General features: G+C 69.9%; 13 protein-coding genes. 7 read left to right on the top strand and 6 right to left on the bottom strand.

What is annotated here, in order from left to right; all coding sequences use genetic code 11:
- Window positions 1–4 precede the first annotated feature (4 nt).
- Window positions 5–2,308: an N-acetylmuramoyl-L-alanine amidase gene (locus OEB96_RS08420; RefSeq protein WP_266214970.1), complete on the top strand. Its 2,304-nt coding sequence runs from the start codon at window positions 5–7 to the stop codon at window positions 2,306–2,308.
- A gap of 17 nt (window positions 2,309–2,325) precedes the next feature.
- Here the strand turns inward: OEB96_RS08420 and OEB96_RS08425 are convergent, their stop codons facing one another.
- Genes OEB96_RS08425 through OEB96_RS08440 form a run of 4 tightly spaced genes read right to left on the bottom strand, consistent with a single transcriptional unit; the run spans window position 2,326 to window position 6,979 of the window.
- Window positions 2,326–2,970 carry a hypothetical protein gene (locus OEB96_RS08425; protein ID WP_266214972.1) on the bottom strand — a complete coding sequence of 215 codons (645 nt, stop codon included), beginning with the start codon at window positions 2,968–2,970 and terminating at the stop codon, window positions 2,326–2,328.
- A 32-nt stretch (window positions 2,971–3,002) separates the two neighbouring features.
- The gene (locus tag OEB96_RS08430) at window positions 3,003–3,599 is read right to left on the bottom strand and encodes a hypothetical protein (protein WP_266214973.1); all 597 of its coding nucleotides are present in this window, start codon (window positions 3,597–3,599) and stop codon (window positions 3,003–3,005) included.
- Window positions 3,600–3,608: 9 nt separating this feature from the next.
- On the bottom strand, window positions 3,609–4,931 hold the full coding sequence (locus tag OEB96_RS08435; protein WP_266214974.1) for a DUF1552 domain-containing protein: 1,323 nt from the start codon (window positions 4,929–4,931) through the stop codon (window positions 3,609–3,611).
- Between the two features lie 2 nt (window positions 4,932–4,933).
- A complete protein-coding gene (locus tag OEB96_RS08440) occupies window positions 4,934–6,979 on the bottom strand; it encodes a DUF1592 domain-containing protein (protein ID WP_266214975.1) in 2,046 nt (681 codons plus the stop codon).
- Between the two features lie 300 nt (window positions 6,980–7,279).
- On the opposite strand from OEB96_RS08440, the gene OEB96_RS08445 reads away from it, so the two are divergent.
- Genes OEB96_RS08445 through OEB96_RS08460 form a run of 4 tightly spaced genes read left to right on the top strand, consistent with a single transcriptional unit; the run spans window position 7,280 to window position 10,716 of the window.
- Entirely contained in the window at window positions 7,280–8,338 is a 1,059-nt protein-coding gene (locus OEB96_RS08445; protein WP_266214976.1) for a hypothetical protein, read from the top strand.
- 32 nt (window positions 8,339–8,370) lie between these two features.
- Window positions 8,371–8,925 carry an RNA polymerase sigma factor gene (locus OEB96_RS08450; protein WP_266214977.1) on the top strand — a complete coding sequence of 185 codons (555 nt, stop codon included), beginning with the start codon at window positions 8,371–8,373 and terminating at the stop codon, window positions 8,923–8,925.
- A complete protein-coding gene (locus OEB96_RS08455) occupies window positions 8,922–9,764 on the top strand; it encodes a hypothetical protein (protein WP_266214978.1) in 843 nt (280 codons plus the stop codon). The genes OEB96_RS08450 and OEB96_RS08455 overlap by 4 nt, the downstream gene beginning before the upstream one ends.
- Before the next feature lie 31 nt (window positions 9,765–9,795).
- Entirely contained in the window at window positions 9,796–10,716 is a 921-nt protein-coding gene (locus tag OEB96_RS08460) for a hypothetical protein (protein WP_266214979.1), read from the top strand.
- Window positions 10,717–10,730: 14 nt separating this feature from the next.
- Here the strand turns inward: OEB96_RS08460 and OEB96_RS08465 are convergent, their stop codons facing one another.
- Window positions 10,731–11,735 carry a hypothetical protein gene (locus tag OEB96_RS08465; RefSeq protein ID WP_266214980.1) on the bottom strand — a complete coding sequence of 335 codons (1,005 nt, stop codon included), beginning with the start codon at window positions 11,733–11,735 and terminating at the stop codon, window positions 10,731–10,733.
- Between the two features lies 1 nt (window position 11,736).
- A complete protein-coding gene (locus OEB96_RS08470) occupies window positions 11,737–14,652 on the bottom strand; it encodes a tetratricopeptide repeat protein (protein ID WP_266214982.1) in 2,916 nt (971 codons plus the stop codon).
- Between the two features lie 246 nt (window positions 14,653–14,898).
- Here OEB96_RS08470 and OEB96_RS08475 point away from each other — a divergent pair, with 246 nt between their 5' ends.
- Window positions 14,899–16,107 (top strand): glycosyltransferase, encoded by a 1,209-nt coding sequence (locus OEB96_RS08475; protein WP_323137352.1) that lies wholly within the window; start codon window positions 14,899–14,901, stop codon window positions 16,105–16,107.
- A gap of 81 nt (window positions 16,108–16,188) precedes the next feature.
- The gene (locus OEB96_RS08480) at window positions 16,189–17,361 is read left to right on the top strand and encodes an AAA family ATPase (RefSeq protein WP_266214984.1); all 1,173 of its coding nucleotides are present in this window, start codon (window positions 16,189–16,191) and stop codon (window positions 17,359–17,361) included.
- Window positions 17,362–17,447: the final 86 nt, after the last annotated feature.

The raw sequence follows: 17,447 nt of genomic DNA on the forward strand, positions 1-17,447 counted from the left end.
ACCGATGACCGCGCCCAACGTCACCTGGCAAGAACTCGCGGATGGGGTCACGCGGCCCGATGGGGCGGTGCATCGCCTGGTGGTCGAGCGCGTGCGTGCGCACCTGCTCGAGATGGAGGACGCCCACTTCCACTTCGACAGCGTGGTGATGCAGGCCCAGCCGCGGCGCACGGTGACCGCCGACGACGGTGGCGACATCACGGGGATCGCCGTGATCGCGGCGGCGCTGCGCTTTGGGGAGGCCCACCCGGACGAGCGGCTCCTGGTGGTCGGTCACACCGACACCGCGGGCTCGCGCTCGTACAATCAAGCGCTCTCGGAGGACCGAGCCAAGAACGTGCATGCGGTGCTCACCGGAGATCGCAGCGGCTGGGCCCGAGGCTGTCAGGCCCGACACCACGTGGAGGACTGGCAGCGGATCCTGAAGTGGGTCCACCAGGCGCACGGCTGGGATTGCGATCCCGGCGACGTCGACAACGTGTACGGCCCGATGAGCCGGCAGGCACGGGAGCGCTTTCGAGCCAGGTACAACCTGGATTTCGGCGGATCGCTCGCCGAGCGCGGGCCGCAGTGCGAGGCCGACTGGGAGGCGTTCTTCGAGCTCTACGACGTCTCGCTCGCGCAGCTGCTCGGGGTGCCCCAGGACCAGCTCTCCGGGCTGCGCAGCGGGCTGACCTTCCTCAGTCCACCGATCCTGGCCTGCGGCGAGCAGTGGCCCAAGGAGGGGCGCAGCGAGGACGGCCTGCGCTCGGCGGTCAACCGCCGGGTGGAGCTGCTGTTCTTCGACCAGGGCGAGGTGCCCGACATGTCGAGCGAGAGCCCGCCGGGGGCGAGCCTCTACGGCGACGAGCGACGCTTTCCCAAGCGGCGGATCCCGGTCGGCGGCGCGGCCTTCGTGGAGCTGACGGTGGTGGACCTCGGTGACGAGGCCATCCGTGGCGAGGCCTACGAGCTCGATCTTCCGCATGGGGTCACGCGCACGGGGCAGCTCGACGAGCGCGGGCGAGTGCGGCTCGAAGGGCTGCCACCCGGCGATTGCACGCTGCGCCTGCCCAATGTGACCCAGGCGTTCGAGCCCACCACCGTGCCCACCGGGGCCGCCACCCGGGTGGTGGTGCAGCGACGAACCATCATGGTCAAGGTGGACGGCGCGCTGATCCTGGGTGGAGCGCGACAGCTTCGCGACCATCCGGTCGAGGAGGCCACGGTGGAGATCGTCGATCAGGGCCGGCAGGTGGTGCTCGGCGACGACGACGAGGCGATGCCGCTCGACATCACCGACCTGGGCGATGGTGACTACACCCTGCGAGTGACCCCGCGGGACGCCGAGCTGGCCACGGAGGCGGCCGGGCCCGGGCTCGAGCCCGCGGCCGGGGTCGAGGTGGCGTATCGGGCCCTCGACCTCACGATCACGCTGGCGGGCGGGCAGGTGACCGCGGCTGCGGTGGCCGATCCGAGCGATCTGCACGGAGGCGTGCTGGGCTTCACGGCTTCGAGCGTCGACGTGGATCTGTGGCCCGACTTCCTGGCCAGCCCGCACTCGCGCCCGCGTGGCGGGGCGGCGATCGACATGGTGGTGATCCAGCACAGTGGAGCCGCGACCCTCGGGCCCACGCTCGAGGCCTACCTCGCCCGTGGAGGCGCGGGGACGTCGGCGCACTATGTGATCGATCCCAGCGGGTTCGTGGTGAAGATGGTCCGCGATGCCGATGCGGCCGAGCACAGCCGGCATGCACGGTGGGCGGGGTCGCTGGGGGTTCGCGAGCGGTCGATCGGGATCGAGCTCGTGCATGCCAGCGGGGCGTTGCCGGCCGCGCAGCTCGACGCCCTGAAGGCGCTCGTGCAGGCGTTGGTCGGTCGGCATGGGTTTGCCGACCACCACGTGGTGGGTCTCGAGGACGTGGCGACGTCGAAGACCGATCCCGTGCTGGTGGGGCGGCGGATGGGCGATCCCGGGCCCGACTTCGACTGGGCGGCGCTCGAGGGGAGCAACCTGGGGCTACGGCTGTCGCGGCCCGATCTCGTGGCTGCCACTGCGTATGGCGGGGTGTTCGCGGCCGCGGGCGGCAAGATCGACGGGACCAGCAGTGCGCCCGTGATCACCGAGCTGCAGAACGATCTGGCGGCGATCGGGTACTCGCTGAACGTCAACGGGAGCTACGACAAGCACACGCGCTCGGCGGTGCGGCAATTCGTGCTGCACTTCGCCAAGCACGCGCGGGCGCGCGGGCTGACCGACCGGGAGAAGAGCGGGCGCGAGGTGCTGCTGGAGACGGCGCGGGAGCTCAAGCGCTGCCAGACGTGGTGATCGAACTCGAACCCAGCCTAGGCGAACAGCTCTTGCGCTCGGTTGGCCGTCAGTGCGCGTCGGAGCCATTCCTCGAGCGTCTCTGGGCTCTGGCAGCGCTTGATTTTCGAGCGTTGTCGCTTGCTCAAGCCGATCCCCCGGCTCTCGAGGACCGTGAGGAGCGCCCTGGCGATGCCTTCGGCTCGTCCTACGGTTCGCCCTGCGGCGAGGCCCTTCTTCATGCCAATGCGGCGTCCATCGGCCCAGCCATCGGCGACGGCCTTGCCGATCTCCGAGAACCATAGGGTCTTGCCCCACCCAGTCTCGGCATCCATCTCTGCCTGCACCATCTCGCGCACATCCTCTCTTACGGAGTCGACGATCAGATCCGCCAACACGATACTCATTTCGTCCTGTCGCGCAACCACCTCGCGAGCAACGAGCATCGCCATCCGATTGAGATCTTCCGACCCACTCTCGTTGCCGTGCATCATCACGATGAGCGCGAGCCAGTCGGGACGCGCTCGTGCTTCCTCGAAGGTGATCGTGGTGGGGATCTGCCTGGGCCCGATCACCAACGGCTCGATGATGGTTCGCCCGCGACCCAGGTCGATCGGCTTTGCGGCCCATCGGGCGACCGAGTCAGAGGGCGTTACGACGAGGAGGGTCGTCGGACAGCCCAATTGGACAGCCGTACCGATGATATAGGCTGGCGCTACTGCCCCGGCATCCCCTCTGCCGCCGGAGCGCACTCCATCACCACCGGCGCCCCCGTGATCGCCCCTTCGATGCACTCCCACTGCTCGAACGGATCCGCGATCTCCATGCACGGCTCGAGCGCACCCGCGTCGGGCACCTCTCTTGCCTCCACCGCCGAGAACGACACGACCGCGTCGTTGAAGTTCTCGTCCCACTTGACGATCGTGCCCTCACCGTTGGCGAGGTAGTTGCGGGTCTTGGTGATCGTACCCAGGAATGTCGCGCTGCGGTAGCGAAAGCGGCCCGGCTGGCCCGAGGCGAGCAGGTCGAGCACGCACGACACCACCTGGGTGTTGCTGGCCTCGGCGTCCTCGTAGCAGCCCTCGGGCACCATCCCGTCGGGCGTCATGGTGCAGTCGCTCGGGTCACTCACGGTGCCGCAGTTGTCGACCTCGCACGTGACCTCGAGCTCGTCGCTCGGCCCCGAGAAGCACGCACACTCGGCCGCCCCGTCGGCTGGCTCGGTCGTGCACGACGCCAGGGCCGCTCCTGCCAGCAGGCCCAGCCCCAGCCACGCGCCCGCCCCCGCGATGGATCGACGAAGAAGCGCCATCGACCCCCGCTACACCAGCGGAAGCACCCCGCTGCTGTCGTCGCCGAAGCTGTTGGTGTCGACCCCCAGCCCCTGCAACATCGCCAGGAACAGGTTGGCCATCGGCACGTCGGTGTGGATCACGTGCCGCCCCGGCGAGACCACGCCGCCACCACGCCCGGCCAAGAGCACGGGCAGGTTGCCGTGCCGGTGGGCGTTGCCGTCCTCGATCTCGCTCGAGAAGTACACCATCGCGCTGTCGAGCAGCGTGGTGCCATCGGGCTCGCTGATGCTCGACATCCGCTGCAGGAGATAGGCGAACTGCTCCACCTCCCACGTGTCGATCGCCTGCAGCGCCGCGAAGTTCACGGGGTCGCTGTTGTGGTGGCTGTACTGGTGGTGCCCGTTGGGATGGCCCAGGAACCCGTAGCTGCGGTTGTTGCCGGCGTTGGCGGCCATGAAGGTGATCACCCGCGTACGGTCGCACTCGAACGCCTTGACCATCACGTCGCACATCAGGTGGATGTGGTTGGTGACGTCGCCCGGCTCGCCCGGTGCCTCGCCCAGCTCGCAGGCGGGCGCCGTGTCGTCGGTCTGCACCTTCAGCTCGAGGTCGCGCACCGAGTCGAGGTACTCGTCGAGCTTGATCTTGTCGCTGGTGCCGAGCCGAAGGCGCAGCTTCTCGGCGTCGGCCAGGGTGTAGTCGAGCACGCTGAGCCGGTTGGTCTTGCGCTGCTCGAGCTCCTGCGCGGTGGCCCCGGGATCGAAGCCCGCGAACAGCAGGTCGAACGTGGTGACCGGCGAGGTGAGCTTGGACAGCGGGGTGTTGCCCACCCACGAGATGTTGCGCGAGTAGGCGCAGCTGTAGCCGCTGTCGCAGCCGCCCGAGTTGCCGCCGCCGTCGATCCCCAGCTGGAGCGAGGGAATCACCGTCTGCCCGGCCAGGTGCTGCGCGTAGATCTGGTCGACCGAGGTGCCGTTGGTGATGACCGACTCGGACTTGGTCACGTGCGTGCAGGTGAGGAACCCGCTGGTGCCCGAGGCATGGTCGCCAGGGCCCTCGGACTCGGCCGGGTTGTTGTCGAGGCCGCTGATCACCAGCACCTCGGACTTGAGCGCGGCCAGCGGCTGCAAGATCGGGGTGAGCGCGTAGCCGGCCCCGGTCTCGGCCGGGGTCCATGCCTGCATGTGGATCCCGTTGGGCACGTACCAGCAAAGCAAGCGCTGCACGGGGGTGACCCCGCCGGCCTCGGCCTTGCGGGTGGGAATCATGGCCTCCAGCATGGGCAGGCCGACCATCACGCCTGCGCCACCGAGGAAGGTACGGCGGGACAACGTCTTGAAGCGGCTCATGGCTATTGCTCCCCTCGGCGCATGCGGAACACGTCGTTGGTGGCGATCGCGACGAGCAGCCCCTCGAGCGTCATGTCGCGGGCCTGCATCTCGGCGATGATCTCGTCCACGTAGGGGATGTCGCTCACCCCCGGGTCGCGCCCCAGCGCGTAGGTCAGAGTCTTGCGGGTGGTGCAGTAGGCGAAGTCGTCGCTGTCGGCGAGCAGCGCCACCATCTCGAGCCCGTTGGTGAAGGCCTCCCCGGTGGGCAGGTTGCCGCTGGCGTCGATCTCCATGCCAGCGTCGACGTCGCGGTAGCGACCCACGGCATCGTAGTGTTCGAGGCCCAGCCCGATGGGATCCATCATGCTGTGACAGGCCGCGCACGAGGGGTCGTTGCGGTGCTGCGCGAGCTGCTCGCGCATGGTGCCGCCGATCTCCGGATCGAGCGGGGGAATCTCCACCCCGGGCGGGGGCGGAGGCGGGTGGATGCACATCAGCTGCTCGAGCACCCACTTGCCACGCTTGACCGGCGAGGTGGTCACGGGGTGCGAGAGCACGCTCATGATGCCCGGCTGCGTCAGCAGACCTCGCCGCGGCATGCCGGCCAGCGACACGCGCTCGAAGCCCTCACCGGCGGGGGCGGGCAGGCCATAGTGCTCGGCGAGCCGCGCGTCCACGAACGTCTCCTCGGCGGTCAGCAGCTCCGTCAGGCTGCGGCCCTCGGTGACGAAGGTCTGGAAGAACAGCTCGGCCTCGGTCCTCATCGAGGCCTGCAGCTCGCTGTCGAAGTCGGGATACGCCTCGTAGTCCTTGACCACGGCCTCGATGTTGCGCAGGTAGAGCCACTGGCCGGCGAAGTTCTTCACCAGGGCATCGGCGCGCTCGTTCTGCAGCATGCGCTGGACCTGGCCCTCGATCACCACGGGGTTGCTCAGCATGCCCTCGTCGGCCAGGGCCATCAGCTCGTCGTCGGGCATCGTGCTCCACACGAAGTACGACAGGCGCGAGGCGAGCTCGTAGTCGTTCAGCGGGTGCGGCACGAGCGAGGTAGGGTCGGGGTCGATCTCCACCCGGAACAGGAAGTAGGGCGAGATGAGCAGCGCCTGCAGCCCCAGCGCGATGCCTTGCTCGAAGCTCTGACCGTCGATCAGTGCGGTCTGCACGATGGCGACCAGGCCCTCGACCTCTTCGTCGGTCAGCGGCCGTCGCCACGCCCGCTTGCCCATCGCACGCAGGATCTCGTCGGCGCAGGCCGCCTCCTGGCCCGGGGCGGGCTCGCAGGTGAGGATCCTGTCGCGGATCGAGTCGGTGGGAGCGACCAGGCTCCGCAGCTCGATGTAGTCGACGTAGAGGTTGCGATCGAGCCCGGCCGCGGCGTCGTAGAAGTCGTTGGTGAACGCGACCGTCACCGTGTGGTTGCCCGCGGGGATCTCGGTGACGACCGTGTGCTCGGCCGGCGCGTCGGAGGTGGCGGTGACGTCGATCTCGGAGATCGCCACGCCGTCGACCGAGATCGTCATGTGCGGCAGGTCGGCGCCGGCCTGCTGCCCGTAGGCTCGCACCACGATCTCGTGCTCGCCTCCGGTGGCCAGCGACATGGTCGTGGCGATCTCGCCGTTGGAGGACAGGGCCCAAAATCCGCCGCCGCAGCAGGGCTGGCCCGAGGTGCCGCCCACGTCCTCGGCCTCGTGGCGCTCGACCTCGCCGCCGCCTCCGGTGGAGGTGAGCGCGAGCTCGATCGCCTGCTCGGCCGAGCGCTCGTACAGCTCGAACAGCACCGGGGTCACCGACAACACATCCGAGATGTTGTCGAAGCCCAGGCTCACCTCGTCGGCCGGGAACACCGACGAGGGCTCCAGCGGCAAGCCGAAGAACACGTCGGAGATGGTGTTGTCATACTCGGCGTTGGTGAGCCGGTGCATCGTCACTCGGCCGGGGTCGAGCTCGTCGCCCACCCCTTCGGTCTCACCCTCGCTCTCACCCGCGTCACCGCTTGCATCCGTCTCGCCACCGTCTTGACCCGAGCCGCGATCGAAGCCGTTCAGCCCCGAGTAGCAGCCGGACATGCCGACGGATAGGACGGCCAACCAGCTGGCTGCCGCACGAATCTTGAACCCGCACCCCACGAAGACAGTGTGGGATAAAGGCCATGGTGTAGGCAAATGGTGTTTCGGTGCGGTGGCGGACCAAATGAGCGATGAACGACGATCGCGCGGCTTTTACGGGTCCTGGGTGTAGGGAGGGCTACGAAGCGATCGCGATCGGCGGAACGAACACTGCCGCCCCGGAGCCATGGGCGTAATCGCCCGAGCGTCGATTCGACTCCGCCGCCCCCGATGCCATGCTGCCGCCCGCGCGGTGCTTGCATGAGCCTCCTTCCGCTCGCCCTCCTGCTGGCGCTACGCGAGCCAGCTCCCACCGTCGAGCCCACCGCGCTCGAGCTCCGCTGGACCACGCCATCCTCGTGCCCCGATCGCGCCGCTCTCCTCGCCACGATCGCAGCCACGCTCGGTGAGGTCGGCGATCAAGCGCTGCGCCCGATCACCGTGGTGGGTCGTGTCGAGCCCACCACACCCGAAGGCTTCATCCTGCGGCTCGACCTCGACGACGACGGCCACACCAGCACCCGCGAGCTCGCGGGTCCTTCGTGCGAGGAGTTGACCGAGGCCGCCGCGCTGGTCATCGCGATCACCATCGATCCGCGCCTGCTCGAGCGCATGCAGGAGCAACCGGCTGCGCCACCTCCACCGACCCCTGGCGTCCCTCCTCCGCAGGGCGAGCCAGGCATCGAGGGCGAGCCAGGCATCGAGGCCGAGCCAGGCATCGAGGCCGAGCCCGTGGGGTCGTTCGACTCGGGTCGAGACGACGACGCCTCCCCCGAGCCGACCGACGATCGATCCCCTCGCTTCGCCCGGCTCCACGTCCTCGCTCGCGTAAACGCCGGCCTCGGCGGTGGCCCCCTCCCCGGCCCCACTGCCGCGCTCTCCATTGCCTTGGGTCTTGGCGGGCCGCAGTGGCGTACCGAGCTGACCGCCACCCATTGGACCCCGCGCACCACTGCTTCCCCGCACAACCCTGCCGTCGGTGTCCATGCTCAGCTGTGGACCCTCGGTGCCAACGCCTGCATCGAGCCGGCCCGCGCCGCCCTCACGTTTCCCTCGTGTGCAGGCGTGCTTGCCGGAGCCGTCCACGCCCACGGCACCGGCGAGCTCGTCCCGGCCTCCGTCGTCACTCGCTGGGTCGCCCTCGCCCTCGAGCCGGGCCTGACCTGGTGGTTTCGACCGCGCCTCGGTCTTTGCGCGCGCGCTCGCGGCCACGTTGCCCTCGCGCGTCCGGCTCTGGTCTCCGAGCCCTCCGGGACGGTGTTTCGCGGGGCTCCCGTGGGAGGCGCCCTCCTCGTGGGCATGGAGCTGCGCTTGCCGTGACGGACCCGCGCTCGCGTGGACACCTACGCAGCATGCCGGCCTCCGCCGCCGCGTCGCCGTCCGCGTCGTCCTCTCGCCCCACGCTCGCGGCGCTCTACCGTGCGCATGCCGGCTTCGTGTGGCGTGCCGTCCGTCGCATGGGCATCCCCGACGCCGCCGCCGAGGACGTGGTCCAGGAGGTCTTCCTCGTGGCGCGCCGCCGCCTGCCCGACTACGAGGGGCGCGGGGCCCCGACCTCGTGGCTCTACGCGATCGCCCGCGGCGTCACGGCCAACTACCGCCGCGGCCAGGCGCGGGCCGAGCGACGGCTTCGCGTGGTCTCCGGGCCGCGCCCGGCCGCCGTGCCCTCGCCCGAGGACGAGGTCGGCCGCGCCGACGCGGTGGCCCTGGTCGAGCGCTTCCTCGCCGACCTCGATCCCGATCAGCGCGAGGTGTTCGTGCTCGTCGACATCGAGGGCCAAAGCGGGCCCGAGGTCGCGCACGCCCTCGAGCTCAACCTCAACGTCGCCTACTCCCGTCTTCGCCTCGCCCGCCAGAAATTCCGGCGCTTCGTGGCCGAGCATAGCCCCGTGCAGGAGCCGTCATGACCGAGCCGCGTGTCCGTACCCCTGCTCCGCTCCCCGGTCATGCCCGCGCGATGCTCATGGCCCATCGCGACGCACACGAGATTCCCGCGGAGGTGAAGGAACGGATCTGGTCGGTCGTGGGCGCCGACGATGCGCCCGAGCCCGCGTTCGATCCGCTCGACGATCACGACCACGAGGCACCACGAGTGGGCCGTCGGACGCTGGGATACGCCGGCGCTGCCCTGGCCGCCGCGGCGGTGCTGCTCGTGGCCTGGCGCATGGGCGGCACGCTGGCCGAGCGTCGCGAAGCCGAGCGCTCGCCGGGAGCGGCCGTGATGCAGGACGGGGGCTCGCCGTCGCAGGGCCGCGCCGTCGCTCCCCCGCCGCGGACGGCCCCGTCCAGGCGGCACGAGTCGGCGCCTCCCGAGCAGCCGGCCGACGACGCGGCCGGTCCCGACGAGGCTCCGACCCCCGATTCCACGCCGTCGGCCGACCCGCCGACGCGATCCCGTCCCTCGAGCTCGACCCCGGTCGCTCCCCCCTCGCCGCCCCCCGAGGGCCAGCCGCCCCCCTCGCCTTCCTCCGACTTCGCGGCCGAGCGCGAGCTGGTCGCCTCCGCCTGGCGTGCCCTCGCCCTCGGCGAGCATGCGCAGGCGCTCGAGGCCGCGGCCGAGCACGCCCGCCGCTTTCCCTCGGGTCTGCTCGTCCCCGAGCGCGCCGCCATCGAGACCATCGCGCGCTGCCGCCGATCCCCCGCCGAGGGGCCGCAGCGCGCGTCCGCCTTCCATCGTGCCCACCCGCGCTCGCCGCTGGCCGCCCGGGTCGACGAGGCCTGCGAGAAAAAGAGCCCGACCCCGTGACGGATGCCCCGCCGTTCGGACACCCACGGGCATGACTTGCCTTCCTCACCGTCTCGCCCCTTCGCTGGCCCTGCTGCTCACCACCGCGCTCGTGCTTCCCGCTTGCGTCGATCCCAAGTCGATCGGCCAGGAGACCGACGGTGAGGACAGCGGCACGGGCGACACGGACGCGACCGAGACCACCAACGGGATGACCACTCAGGCCCCGACCACGGGCGAGACCGAGGGCTCGAGCACCGCGCCCACCACCAACGACACCGTGGTCGACACCGGCGTGGATTGCCCTCCGATCGATCCTGGCCCATGCATGGAGTGCGAGTGCACCTTCGGCGGGTGGGATTGCTACTTCGCTGGCTGTGTGGAGAGCTGCGAGGGCGCGATGTGTGGTGAGGCCTGCGCGCTGTGCCCCGACGACGACCCCGAGTGCGAGTTCCCGCTCGACGTGGGCTCGTGCACGGCCGACGGCATGTGCGTGGGCACCCCGCCGCCCAAGCTCGGCTTTTGCGAGGGTGCACTGGTGCCGGGCTTCGAGGGCGATCTCACCGAGGTCTCGGGCTGCGCCGACGTGGTGGTCTACGCCCACGATGCCGCCGACGAGCGCGGCCTGGTGGTCTCGGTCGACCAGGGCCTGGCCGCCGATGCGATCGCCCAGGACATGCCCACGCACATCGAGCTGCCCGCCACCGATCCCACCGTGAGCATCCAGGGGCGTGCCGGCTTCGACGTGACCGTCAACGAGTGCAACGACGTGATCGTCCCCGACGACATCAAGGAGACCTGGTCGCCCACCGCCGGCACGGTGATCGTAGACGTGACCCCCGACGGCATGGGCGGCGCGACGGCCACGGTGCAGCTGGTCGACGTGTCGCTGCACCGCGATCAGCCGGGGCCGGCCCAGATCGTGGTGAACTTCATCTTCACCGACGTGCCCGTGGCCTGGCTGCCGGGGTGATCCGGGCGAGTGGCCTACGCGAGCGCCTGCGCCACCTCGCGCAGCATTCGCGAGATCCCGCGGTGCGGCACCCGGATCAGCCGGTCGCCGAGGTGCTCGTAGGCCGCGCTGGTTCCATGGTCGAGGATCGTCGACCCCCAGATCACCACGCGCTCCACGTCGTTGCGGGCTCGCCTCTTGCCCGGCTTGCTGCGCCCCGAGACCAGGTCGAGCTTGAGGTCGGTCCCCCGCGAGAGCTCGCGCAGCTGCGTGTGATAGGCCGGTGATCCCCCCACGATCACCAGGCGCGTGACCCCGGCGAGCCGACTGGCACGCAGCAGCAGGTCGAACGCGACCTTGATGTCCGAGCCACCGCACACCTCGCAGCGCTCGGCCGCCACTCGCACCACCACGGCCTTCTCGGCCTCGGGCTGGCACTCGGGGCGCTCGCAGACCAGCGCCAGCCGCTCCAGGCCGCGCGCGGCCAGCCCCGGCACGACCCTCAGGCCATCGAGCAGCGACGTGGGATCGCGCTCGAGCAGCGCGAGCAGCAGCTCGGCTGCCTCGGTCTCGTCGTCGATCCCTCGCTCGGCCAGGCCCTCCCGCAAGCTCGGCCCGACCGCGGCCCGGGGCTTGGCGGCCCGTTCTGCGGCGTCACCTCCCCGCGCTGCGGACCGCTGCAAGGCGCGATGCTCCTTGGCCAGGGCGTCGCGCTCGGCCTGCATGCTGGCCAGGGCCTCGCGCGCCTGGTCGCGCTCGGCCCGGGTGCTGCCGAGGGCCTCGCCTGTCTCGTCGCGCTCGATCATCGTGGCCTGCAGCGCAGCACGGGTCTTGGCGTGCTCGGCCTGCTCGGCGGCGAGGGCCTCGCGCGCCTGCTCGCGCAGGATCCTCGCGCCCTTGAGTGCACGCCGTAGTCCCGCGACCTCCTCCGCGCTCGCGCCCTCGGATCCGCTCGCGTCCGCGGCGGCCTCCTGGGCCCCCCGCTTCACGCCACGGTCGCGCATGTAGGCATCGAAGTCGATGTCGTCGTCACCGGCCATGTCACTGCAGCCCTTGGGGTTGCTCGGCGCCCGGCGCCTTCAACCAGGCGTCGATGCTCGTGTGGAGCCTCTTGGAGCCCGAGTCCGGACGGCCCTCGGTGTCCTCCCACGCGCGCTTCGCCAGGCCCAGGGCCCGCTCCCGATCGTCGTCGACGAGTGCCTTTGCCAGGCCGAAGCGAGCCATGGGCAACGTCCACGGGTTGAAGCTCGAGTCGGGTACCTTCAGCGCCGCTTCGAAGGCCGCCTGGGCCTTCGTGGAGTCCCCGAGGCCCAGTCGAATCGAGCCCAGCGTGGTCAGGATCTCGCTCCGGGTCTGCTCGTCGCAATGGTCGCCCTGGTCGCACAGCTGCTGGGCCTGCTCGGCAATGGTCAGCGCCTCGTCGAGGGGGCCCACCTCTGCCGTGGCCAGCGCCAGACTCTGTAGCATCAGCAGACGCTGCCGCGCACCGATCTCGACGTCGACGAGCTCCAGCAGCAGCGCACGTGCCTCGGCGTGCTCGTCGTTGAAGATGAGCGCGTTTGCGAGGTTGGTCTTGGCCATGACGACGGGCGTGCTGCGTGGCCCGAACACGCGGCTCCGAATCTCGAGCACCCGTCGCCGCAGCTGCTCGGTTCGAACGGGGTCCCCCGTGCGTGCACACGCGGAGGCGAGGCTCTCCAGCGTGTTGGCAATGTCGGGGTGGTCGGGGCCGATCAGCTCCTGCTGTCGCGGCAAGATCGACTCGAGCATCTGCTGCCCCTCGGCATACTGGCCATCCATCACGGTGACGATCCCCAGGTTGGCACGCGTGCGCAGGGAGCTGGGGTGGCTGGGCCCATACAGCTCGTCGTTGAGCACCGCTGCTTGCTCGAGGTACTCGCGCGCGGGGCCCAGCCGTCGTCGCTCGGCATTGAACGCACCCATGTTGTTCAGGAGGGTCGCGCGCAAGATCGGATCATCGCTTTGGTCGACGATCGCCAGGGCTTGCTCGTAGAGGGCTCGAGCCTGCTCGTCGCGGCCCGCGAGCGCGTAGCTCGAGGCCAGCGCGTTGAGGGTCGGTACCCTCACATGGCCCACGCCGCCGATCCGCCGGTGTAGCGCGTCGGCCCGGCGTGCCCACGCCTCGGCTGGTTCGAGCTCGCGTCGAGTGACGCCGTGGATGTACACCAAGCCGCTGGCCGCACGCAGCGCGGCCAGGTCGTGGCGACTGGCCAGTCCCAGCTCGAACGCTCGATTCTCGAGCTCCAGCGAGCGCTCGAGCTCACCGCGGGCGGAGGCGAGGTCGGACTGGGCCCGCATCAGCTCGACCAGGAGCGGCCCGTAGCCGAGCGCCTCGGCCCGCTCCACGAGCGACTGCAGCTGGGCGATCCCTTCGTCGTCGAGCTCCACCGACGTCCGCTGGCTCCATCGCTCGAGCTCGGCCCGAAGCTCCTGCACCCGGGTCCGCTGCTCCGGATCGTTGGGCTGGGGCGCGAGCAGGTAGACATCGGGCTGGGCACAGGCGCCCATCTCGGCCAGCCCGTGGGTGAGCCGGACCGCGTTGGTGACCATGCGCTGATCGGCTCCGTCGAGCATCGTGAGCAGGTTGTCGATCGCAGCCAGTCGCTCGTCGAGACACCGCTGGCGCGGGTCGTCGGCGGCCGCTCGGGGATCGAGCGCTTGGCCGTCCTCGCAGATCTCGAGCTGCAGCCGGGTCCAGTCGCGTAGGTCGTCGTCGAGCCGCCGCTCGACCCGCGCCCAGGTGTCGGCGGCAAACGAGAGCTCGGTTCGGTCGAAGTGCTCGCGAAGCTGCTGCCGTCGCTCGGGCCTCCATATCACCGCCGCTCGATCGACCAGCCCGGCGCAAGGCCGTTCTTCGTTGGCGTCCAGCATCCAGGCGCCAAGACCACCGCTCACCAGCGCCACGCCGAGCACGGCCCACGGCCAGCGCCGCGGTGCGGCCGCCCGGCGCAGCGCAGCGAGCAGCGCCTCCATGTGGGGGTAGCGCTGGTCGGGCTCGCTGGCCAAGCCGCGCAGCAGCACGCGGCGCAGCCGCGACGAGACCCGATGCTCGGCGGGCGGCGGTCGCACCTCGCCCTGCGTCACCGAGTAGCTCAGCTCCGCCGGGTTGCTGCCCGCGAACGGGCGCTCGCCGTAGAGCGCCAGGTAGAGCGCCACGCAGAACGAGAACTGATCCGAGCGGGCATCGCCCGCGCCGCCGTGGAACTGCTCCGGGGACATGTAGGCGGGCGTGCCCAGCAGCGAGCCCACGGCGGTGAGCTGGAGCTCCTGACCATGCGCGGCGCGGCGCTGGCTCACCTCCAGCGCCAGCTCGTCCTCCACGTTGGTGCTCGACGAACAGAGCGCGTCGTCCTTGCGCACCAGTCCGAAGTCGACGACGCGCGCGCGCCCATCGTTGCCCACGAGCACGTTCTCGGGCTTGAAGTCGCGGTGCACCAGATCGGCGGCATGCGCCGCGGCCAGCCCTGCGCCGGCCTGGAGGAACCGATCGAGGATCTCGGCCTGGCCGTGCTCGCCCGTCGACAGCCAGCGCGACATGTCCATGCCGTCGATGAATTCCATCGCGATGAACACCTGCTGGTCGACCGTGCCCACGTCGTACACCCCGACCACGTTGGGGTGCGACAGCCGGGCGATCGCCTGGGCCTCCCGCTGCAGTCGCAGGCGCGCCGCCCCCCCGCGATCACGTCCCGGCAGCATGAGCTTGAGGGCGACCTTGCGATCGAGCTCCGGATCGTAGGCCGCATGCACCACGCCCATGCCCCCACGCCCGAGCAGCTCGAGCACGATATAGCGCCCCACCATCGAGCCCCGGGTCAGGGCGCGCGTTCGACGGGCCTCGTCCGGGTGCTCGTCCACGGACGCATCGCCGGCCAGCGTCGGTGCGGCCGTCGTGCGATCGATGTCCTCCGTGAGGGCCGAGGGGGAGCGACTCATGAGCCCATCGGGTCTGCGCGCATCCTAGCGCACCTCTTCCGATCCGAGATCACAGTGATTCCCGATGCTTGTGGGCGGCGTCGGGTCGTGAGCCAACCCCCGGAGCGGCAACCGCCCCCTGGATGGATCCAAATCGCTGCCACCGCGGACTACCGACCTCGAGCCTGGACCAGCCCGAGCTGCGTGGTCCGCGCGCGACGCGTCCCTTGCTTCCCCTTGCTTGCCCCTGCGCATCCGACCAGAGCCGTGAAGATCGTCGACGTCTCCGAATCCTACTCCGAGCATGGTGGCGGCGTGCGCACGTACGTCCACCACAAGCTGGCCGCCGCCGCGAGGGCGGGGCACGAGATGGTGATCGTCGCGCCCGGCCACGAGGATCGCGTGGACGTGGTCGAGGGTGGTCGCATCGTGTGGGTCAAGGCTCCGCGCTCGCCCTTCGACGATCGCTACGGGGTGTTCACCAGCGCCAAGGCGATCCACGAGGTGCTCGACCGCGAGGACGCCGACGTGGTCGAGGGCAGCTCGCCGCTCTATGGCGGGTGGGCCGTGTCCAGGTGGCAGGGCCGCGCCAAGAAGGCGTTCGTGTTCCACACCGATCTGGTTGCCGTGTGGCCGCAGACGTTCCTGGCCCCGCGCTTCGGCTTCGCTCGCGTGGATCGCTGGGCGCGTCCGATCTGGTCGGGCCTGCGCAAGATGGCGGCGGGCTACGACGCGACGGTGGTCAGCGGCTCGTGGCTCTCGCATCGCATCGAGGAGCACGGGGTGACCGGTGCGCGCGTGGTGCCCTTTGGCATCGACAAGCGCGGGTTCTCGCCGGTGCATCGCAGCGAGGAGATGCGGGCGCGCATGCTGGCCGATTGCGGCCTGCCGCCCGACGCCGATCTGCTCATCGGGGTCAGCCGCCTCGATCCGGAGAAGCGCGTGCCCACCATGCTCGAGGGCTTCGAGCGAGCGTCGCGTCGGCGACCGATGGGGCTGGTGTTGTTCGGTCGCGGCTCGATGGAGCGCAGCATCAAGCGAAGGATCGAGCGCACCCCGGGCGTGTGCCTGGCCGGCTACGTGGGCTCGCGCGAGCAGATGGCGACCGCCATGGCCAGCGCCGACGGCTTCGTGCACGGCTCGGCCGCCGAGACCTACGGGTTGGTGGTGGCCGAGGCGGTGTGCTCGGGCGTGCCCGTGGTGGTGCCCGATCGCGGCGGCGCGGCGGCACTGGCTGGGCCCGGCTACGCCGAGACCTACGCGGCGGGCGACGCCGAGGCGTGCAGCCACGCGATCCTGCGGCTGCTGGCGAGGGATCGCGGTCAGCTGCGCAGCGCGTGTGCCGTGGCGGCTCGGAGGATCGGGACCATGGACGAGCACTTCGATCGCTTGTTCGATCTCTATGCGGAGCTGTGCGATCGGCCGGTGGTGCTGCGCCCCGAGCAGTCGAGCCCGCGCCTGCGCGTGGCGAGCTGATCGGCGCTACCCTCGGGTGCTCGGGTGGTGAGCCGGTAGGGACCGCGCAGAGGACGCGGCGACTGTGCTAGCGTGAGCTCGATGCTCACGCGGCTGCACGTCCGGGGCTACAAGGCGCTCCGGGACATCGAGACCACGCTCGAGCCGCTCACGGTGATCGTGGGGCCCAACGGGTGCGGGAAGACGAGCGTGCTCGAGGCGATCGCGATGGTGCGGGACTTCGTGGTCGATCGCGTGGAGGCGGGCAAGATCCACCCCTTCGAGGAGCTGCGGTGGAAGGGGGTCACGCCGAGCTCGGAGATTGCGGCCGATCTGTGGATCTCACTCTTCCAACGAGAAGAGGACCGTCTTCGAGAAGCGTTCTTGAAACCTCCCGCAGCAGAGGATTCTCTTGGGCTGAAGGCCTCGGCCGCTTTCATCGAAGGAGCTCCTCCGAACATTTCGGTCGATGTAGATCCACGACGCTCAGGACAGCGCCCCGAGCTCGACACGATCGAGGGCACTCACCAGAAGCTCGCGAGGTCCATTCTCGGCTCCATTCGTCGGCTCGATCTCGATGCCCGAGCCCTCGCTCGGCCGTCCTACTTCCGCGAGGTCACCCCGCGAGTGGGTGACGACGGCAGCGGGCTGGCTACCGTGCTCTCGGCAGTGAGCGGTGAGCAGCACGAGCAGTTCGAAGAAATCCAGGACCGCCTCCGCGAATTCGTGCCCGAGCTCGAGCGCATCCGGATCCGTCCAGCCTCGTTGTCCGTCGTCGAGACCCAGGAAGTTCCGGTGGCCCTCGATGACGAAGGCAAGGTCGTAGGCCACGAGATCCTCCTCGACTTCCGCCAAGCCAGGGGCGTACCGGCCAAGCACGCAAGTGAGGGCACTCTGCTCTTGCTCGGCCTGCTCACGGTGATTCACACCGCCAGCGTCTCGGTGCTTCTGCTCGACGACATCGACCGCGCGCTCCACCTCAAGGCCCAGCAGCAACTCGTCGCCTACCTCCGTACGCTCACCGAGCAGGGCATCCAGATCATCGCCACCTCCCACTCGCCGTACCTCGTGCTGCACCTCGAGTACGAGGAGGTGCGTGCCATGCCGATGTCGGAATCCGATGGGGCGCTCATCGGGAAGCTCACTGATCACCCCGAGTACGAGCGCTGGCACGAGGTGATGAGCACGAGCGAGTTCTGGACCGTCTTCGGCGAAGAATGGCTGAGAACGGTCAGGGGGTCCCCGGGGACGATCACGGGCGAAACTCGAACATGAGGTCGCCACAGCTTGCATCGAATGCCTGCAACGCGACTTGGCAAATAGCCTCATCACCCTCGACCCAAGCAAGGTAATCAGTGCAC

Source organism: Paraliomyxa miuraensis (genome assembly GCF_026337845.1).
In the GTDB taxonomy this organism is placed as follows: Bacteria; Myxococcota_A; Polyangia; order Nannocystales; family Nannocystaceae; genus Paraliomyxa; species Paraliomyxa miuraensis.

Excerpts from the sequence above, each read along its gene's own strand:
- OEB96_RS08420 (WP_266214970.1), top strand. The coding sequence starts at position 5 with ATGACCGCGCCCAACGTCACCTGGCAAGAACTCGCGGATGGGGTCACG.
- OEB96_RS08430 (WP_266214973.1), bottom strand. The coding sequence starts at position 3,599 with ATGGCGCTTCTTCGTCGATCCATCGCGGGGGCGGGCGCGTGGCTGGGG.
- OEB96_RS08435 (WP_266214974.1), bottom strand. The coding sequence starts at position 4,931 with ATGAGCCGCTTCAAGACGTTGTCCCGCCGTACCTTCCTCGGTGGCGCA.
- OEB96_RS08440 (WP_266214975.1), bottom strand. The coding sequence starts at position 6,979 with ATGTCCGGCTGCTACTCGGGGCTGAACGGCTTCGATCGCGGCTCGGGT.
- OEB96_RS08445 (WP_266214976.1), top strand. The coding sequence starts at position 7,280 with ATGAGCCTCCTTCCGCTCGCCCTCCTGCTGGCGCTACGCGAGCCAGCT.
- OEB96_RS08450 (WP_266214977.1), top strand. The coding sequence starts at position 8,371 with ATGCCGGCCTCCGCCGCCGCGTCGCCGTCCGCGTCGTCCTCTCGCCCC.
- OEB96_RS08455 (WP_266214978.1), top strand. The coding sequence starts at position 8,922 with ATGACCGAGCCGCGTGTCCGTACCCCTGCTCCGCTCCCCGGTCATGCC.
- OEB96_RS08460 (WP_266214979.1), top strand. The coding sequence starts at position 9,796 with ATGACTTGCCTTCCTCACCGTCTCGCCCCTTCGCTGGCCCTGCTGCTC.
- OEB96_RS08465 (WP_266214980.1), bottom strand. The coding sequence starts at position 11,735 with ATGGCCGGTGACGACGACATCGACTTCGATGCCTACATGCGCGACCGT.
- OEB96_RS08470 (WP_266214982.1), bottom strand. The coding sequence starts at position 14,652 with ATGAGTCGCTCCCCCTCGGCCCTCACGGAGGACATCGATCGCACGACG.
- OEB96_RS08480 (WP_266214984.1), top strand. The coding sequence starts at position 16,189 with ATGCTCACGCGGCTGCACGTCCGGGGCTACAAGGCGCTCCGGGACATC.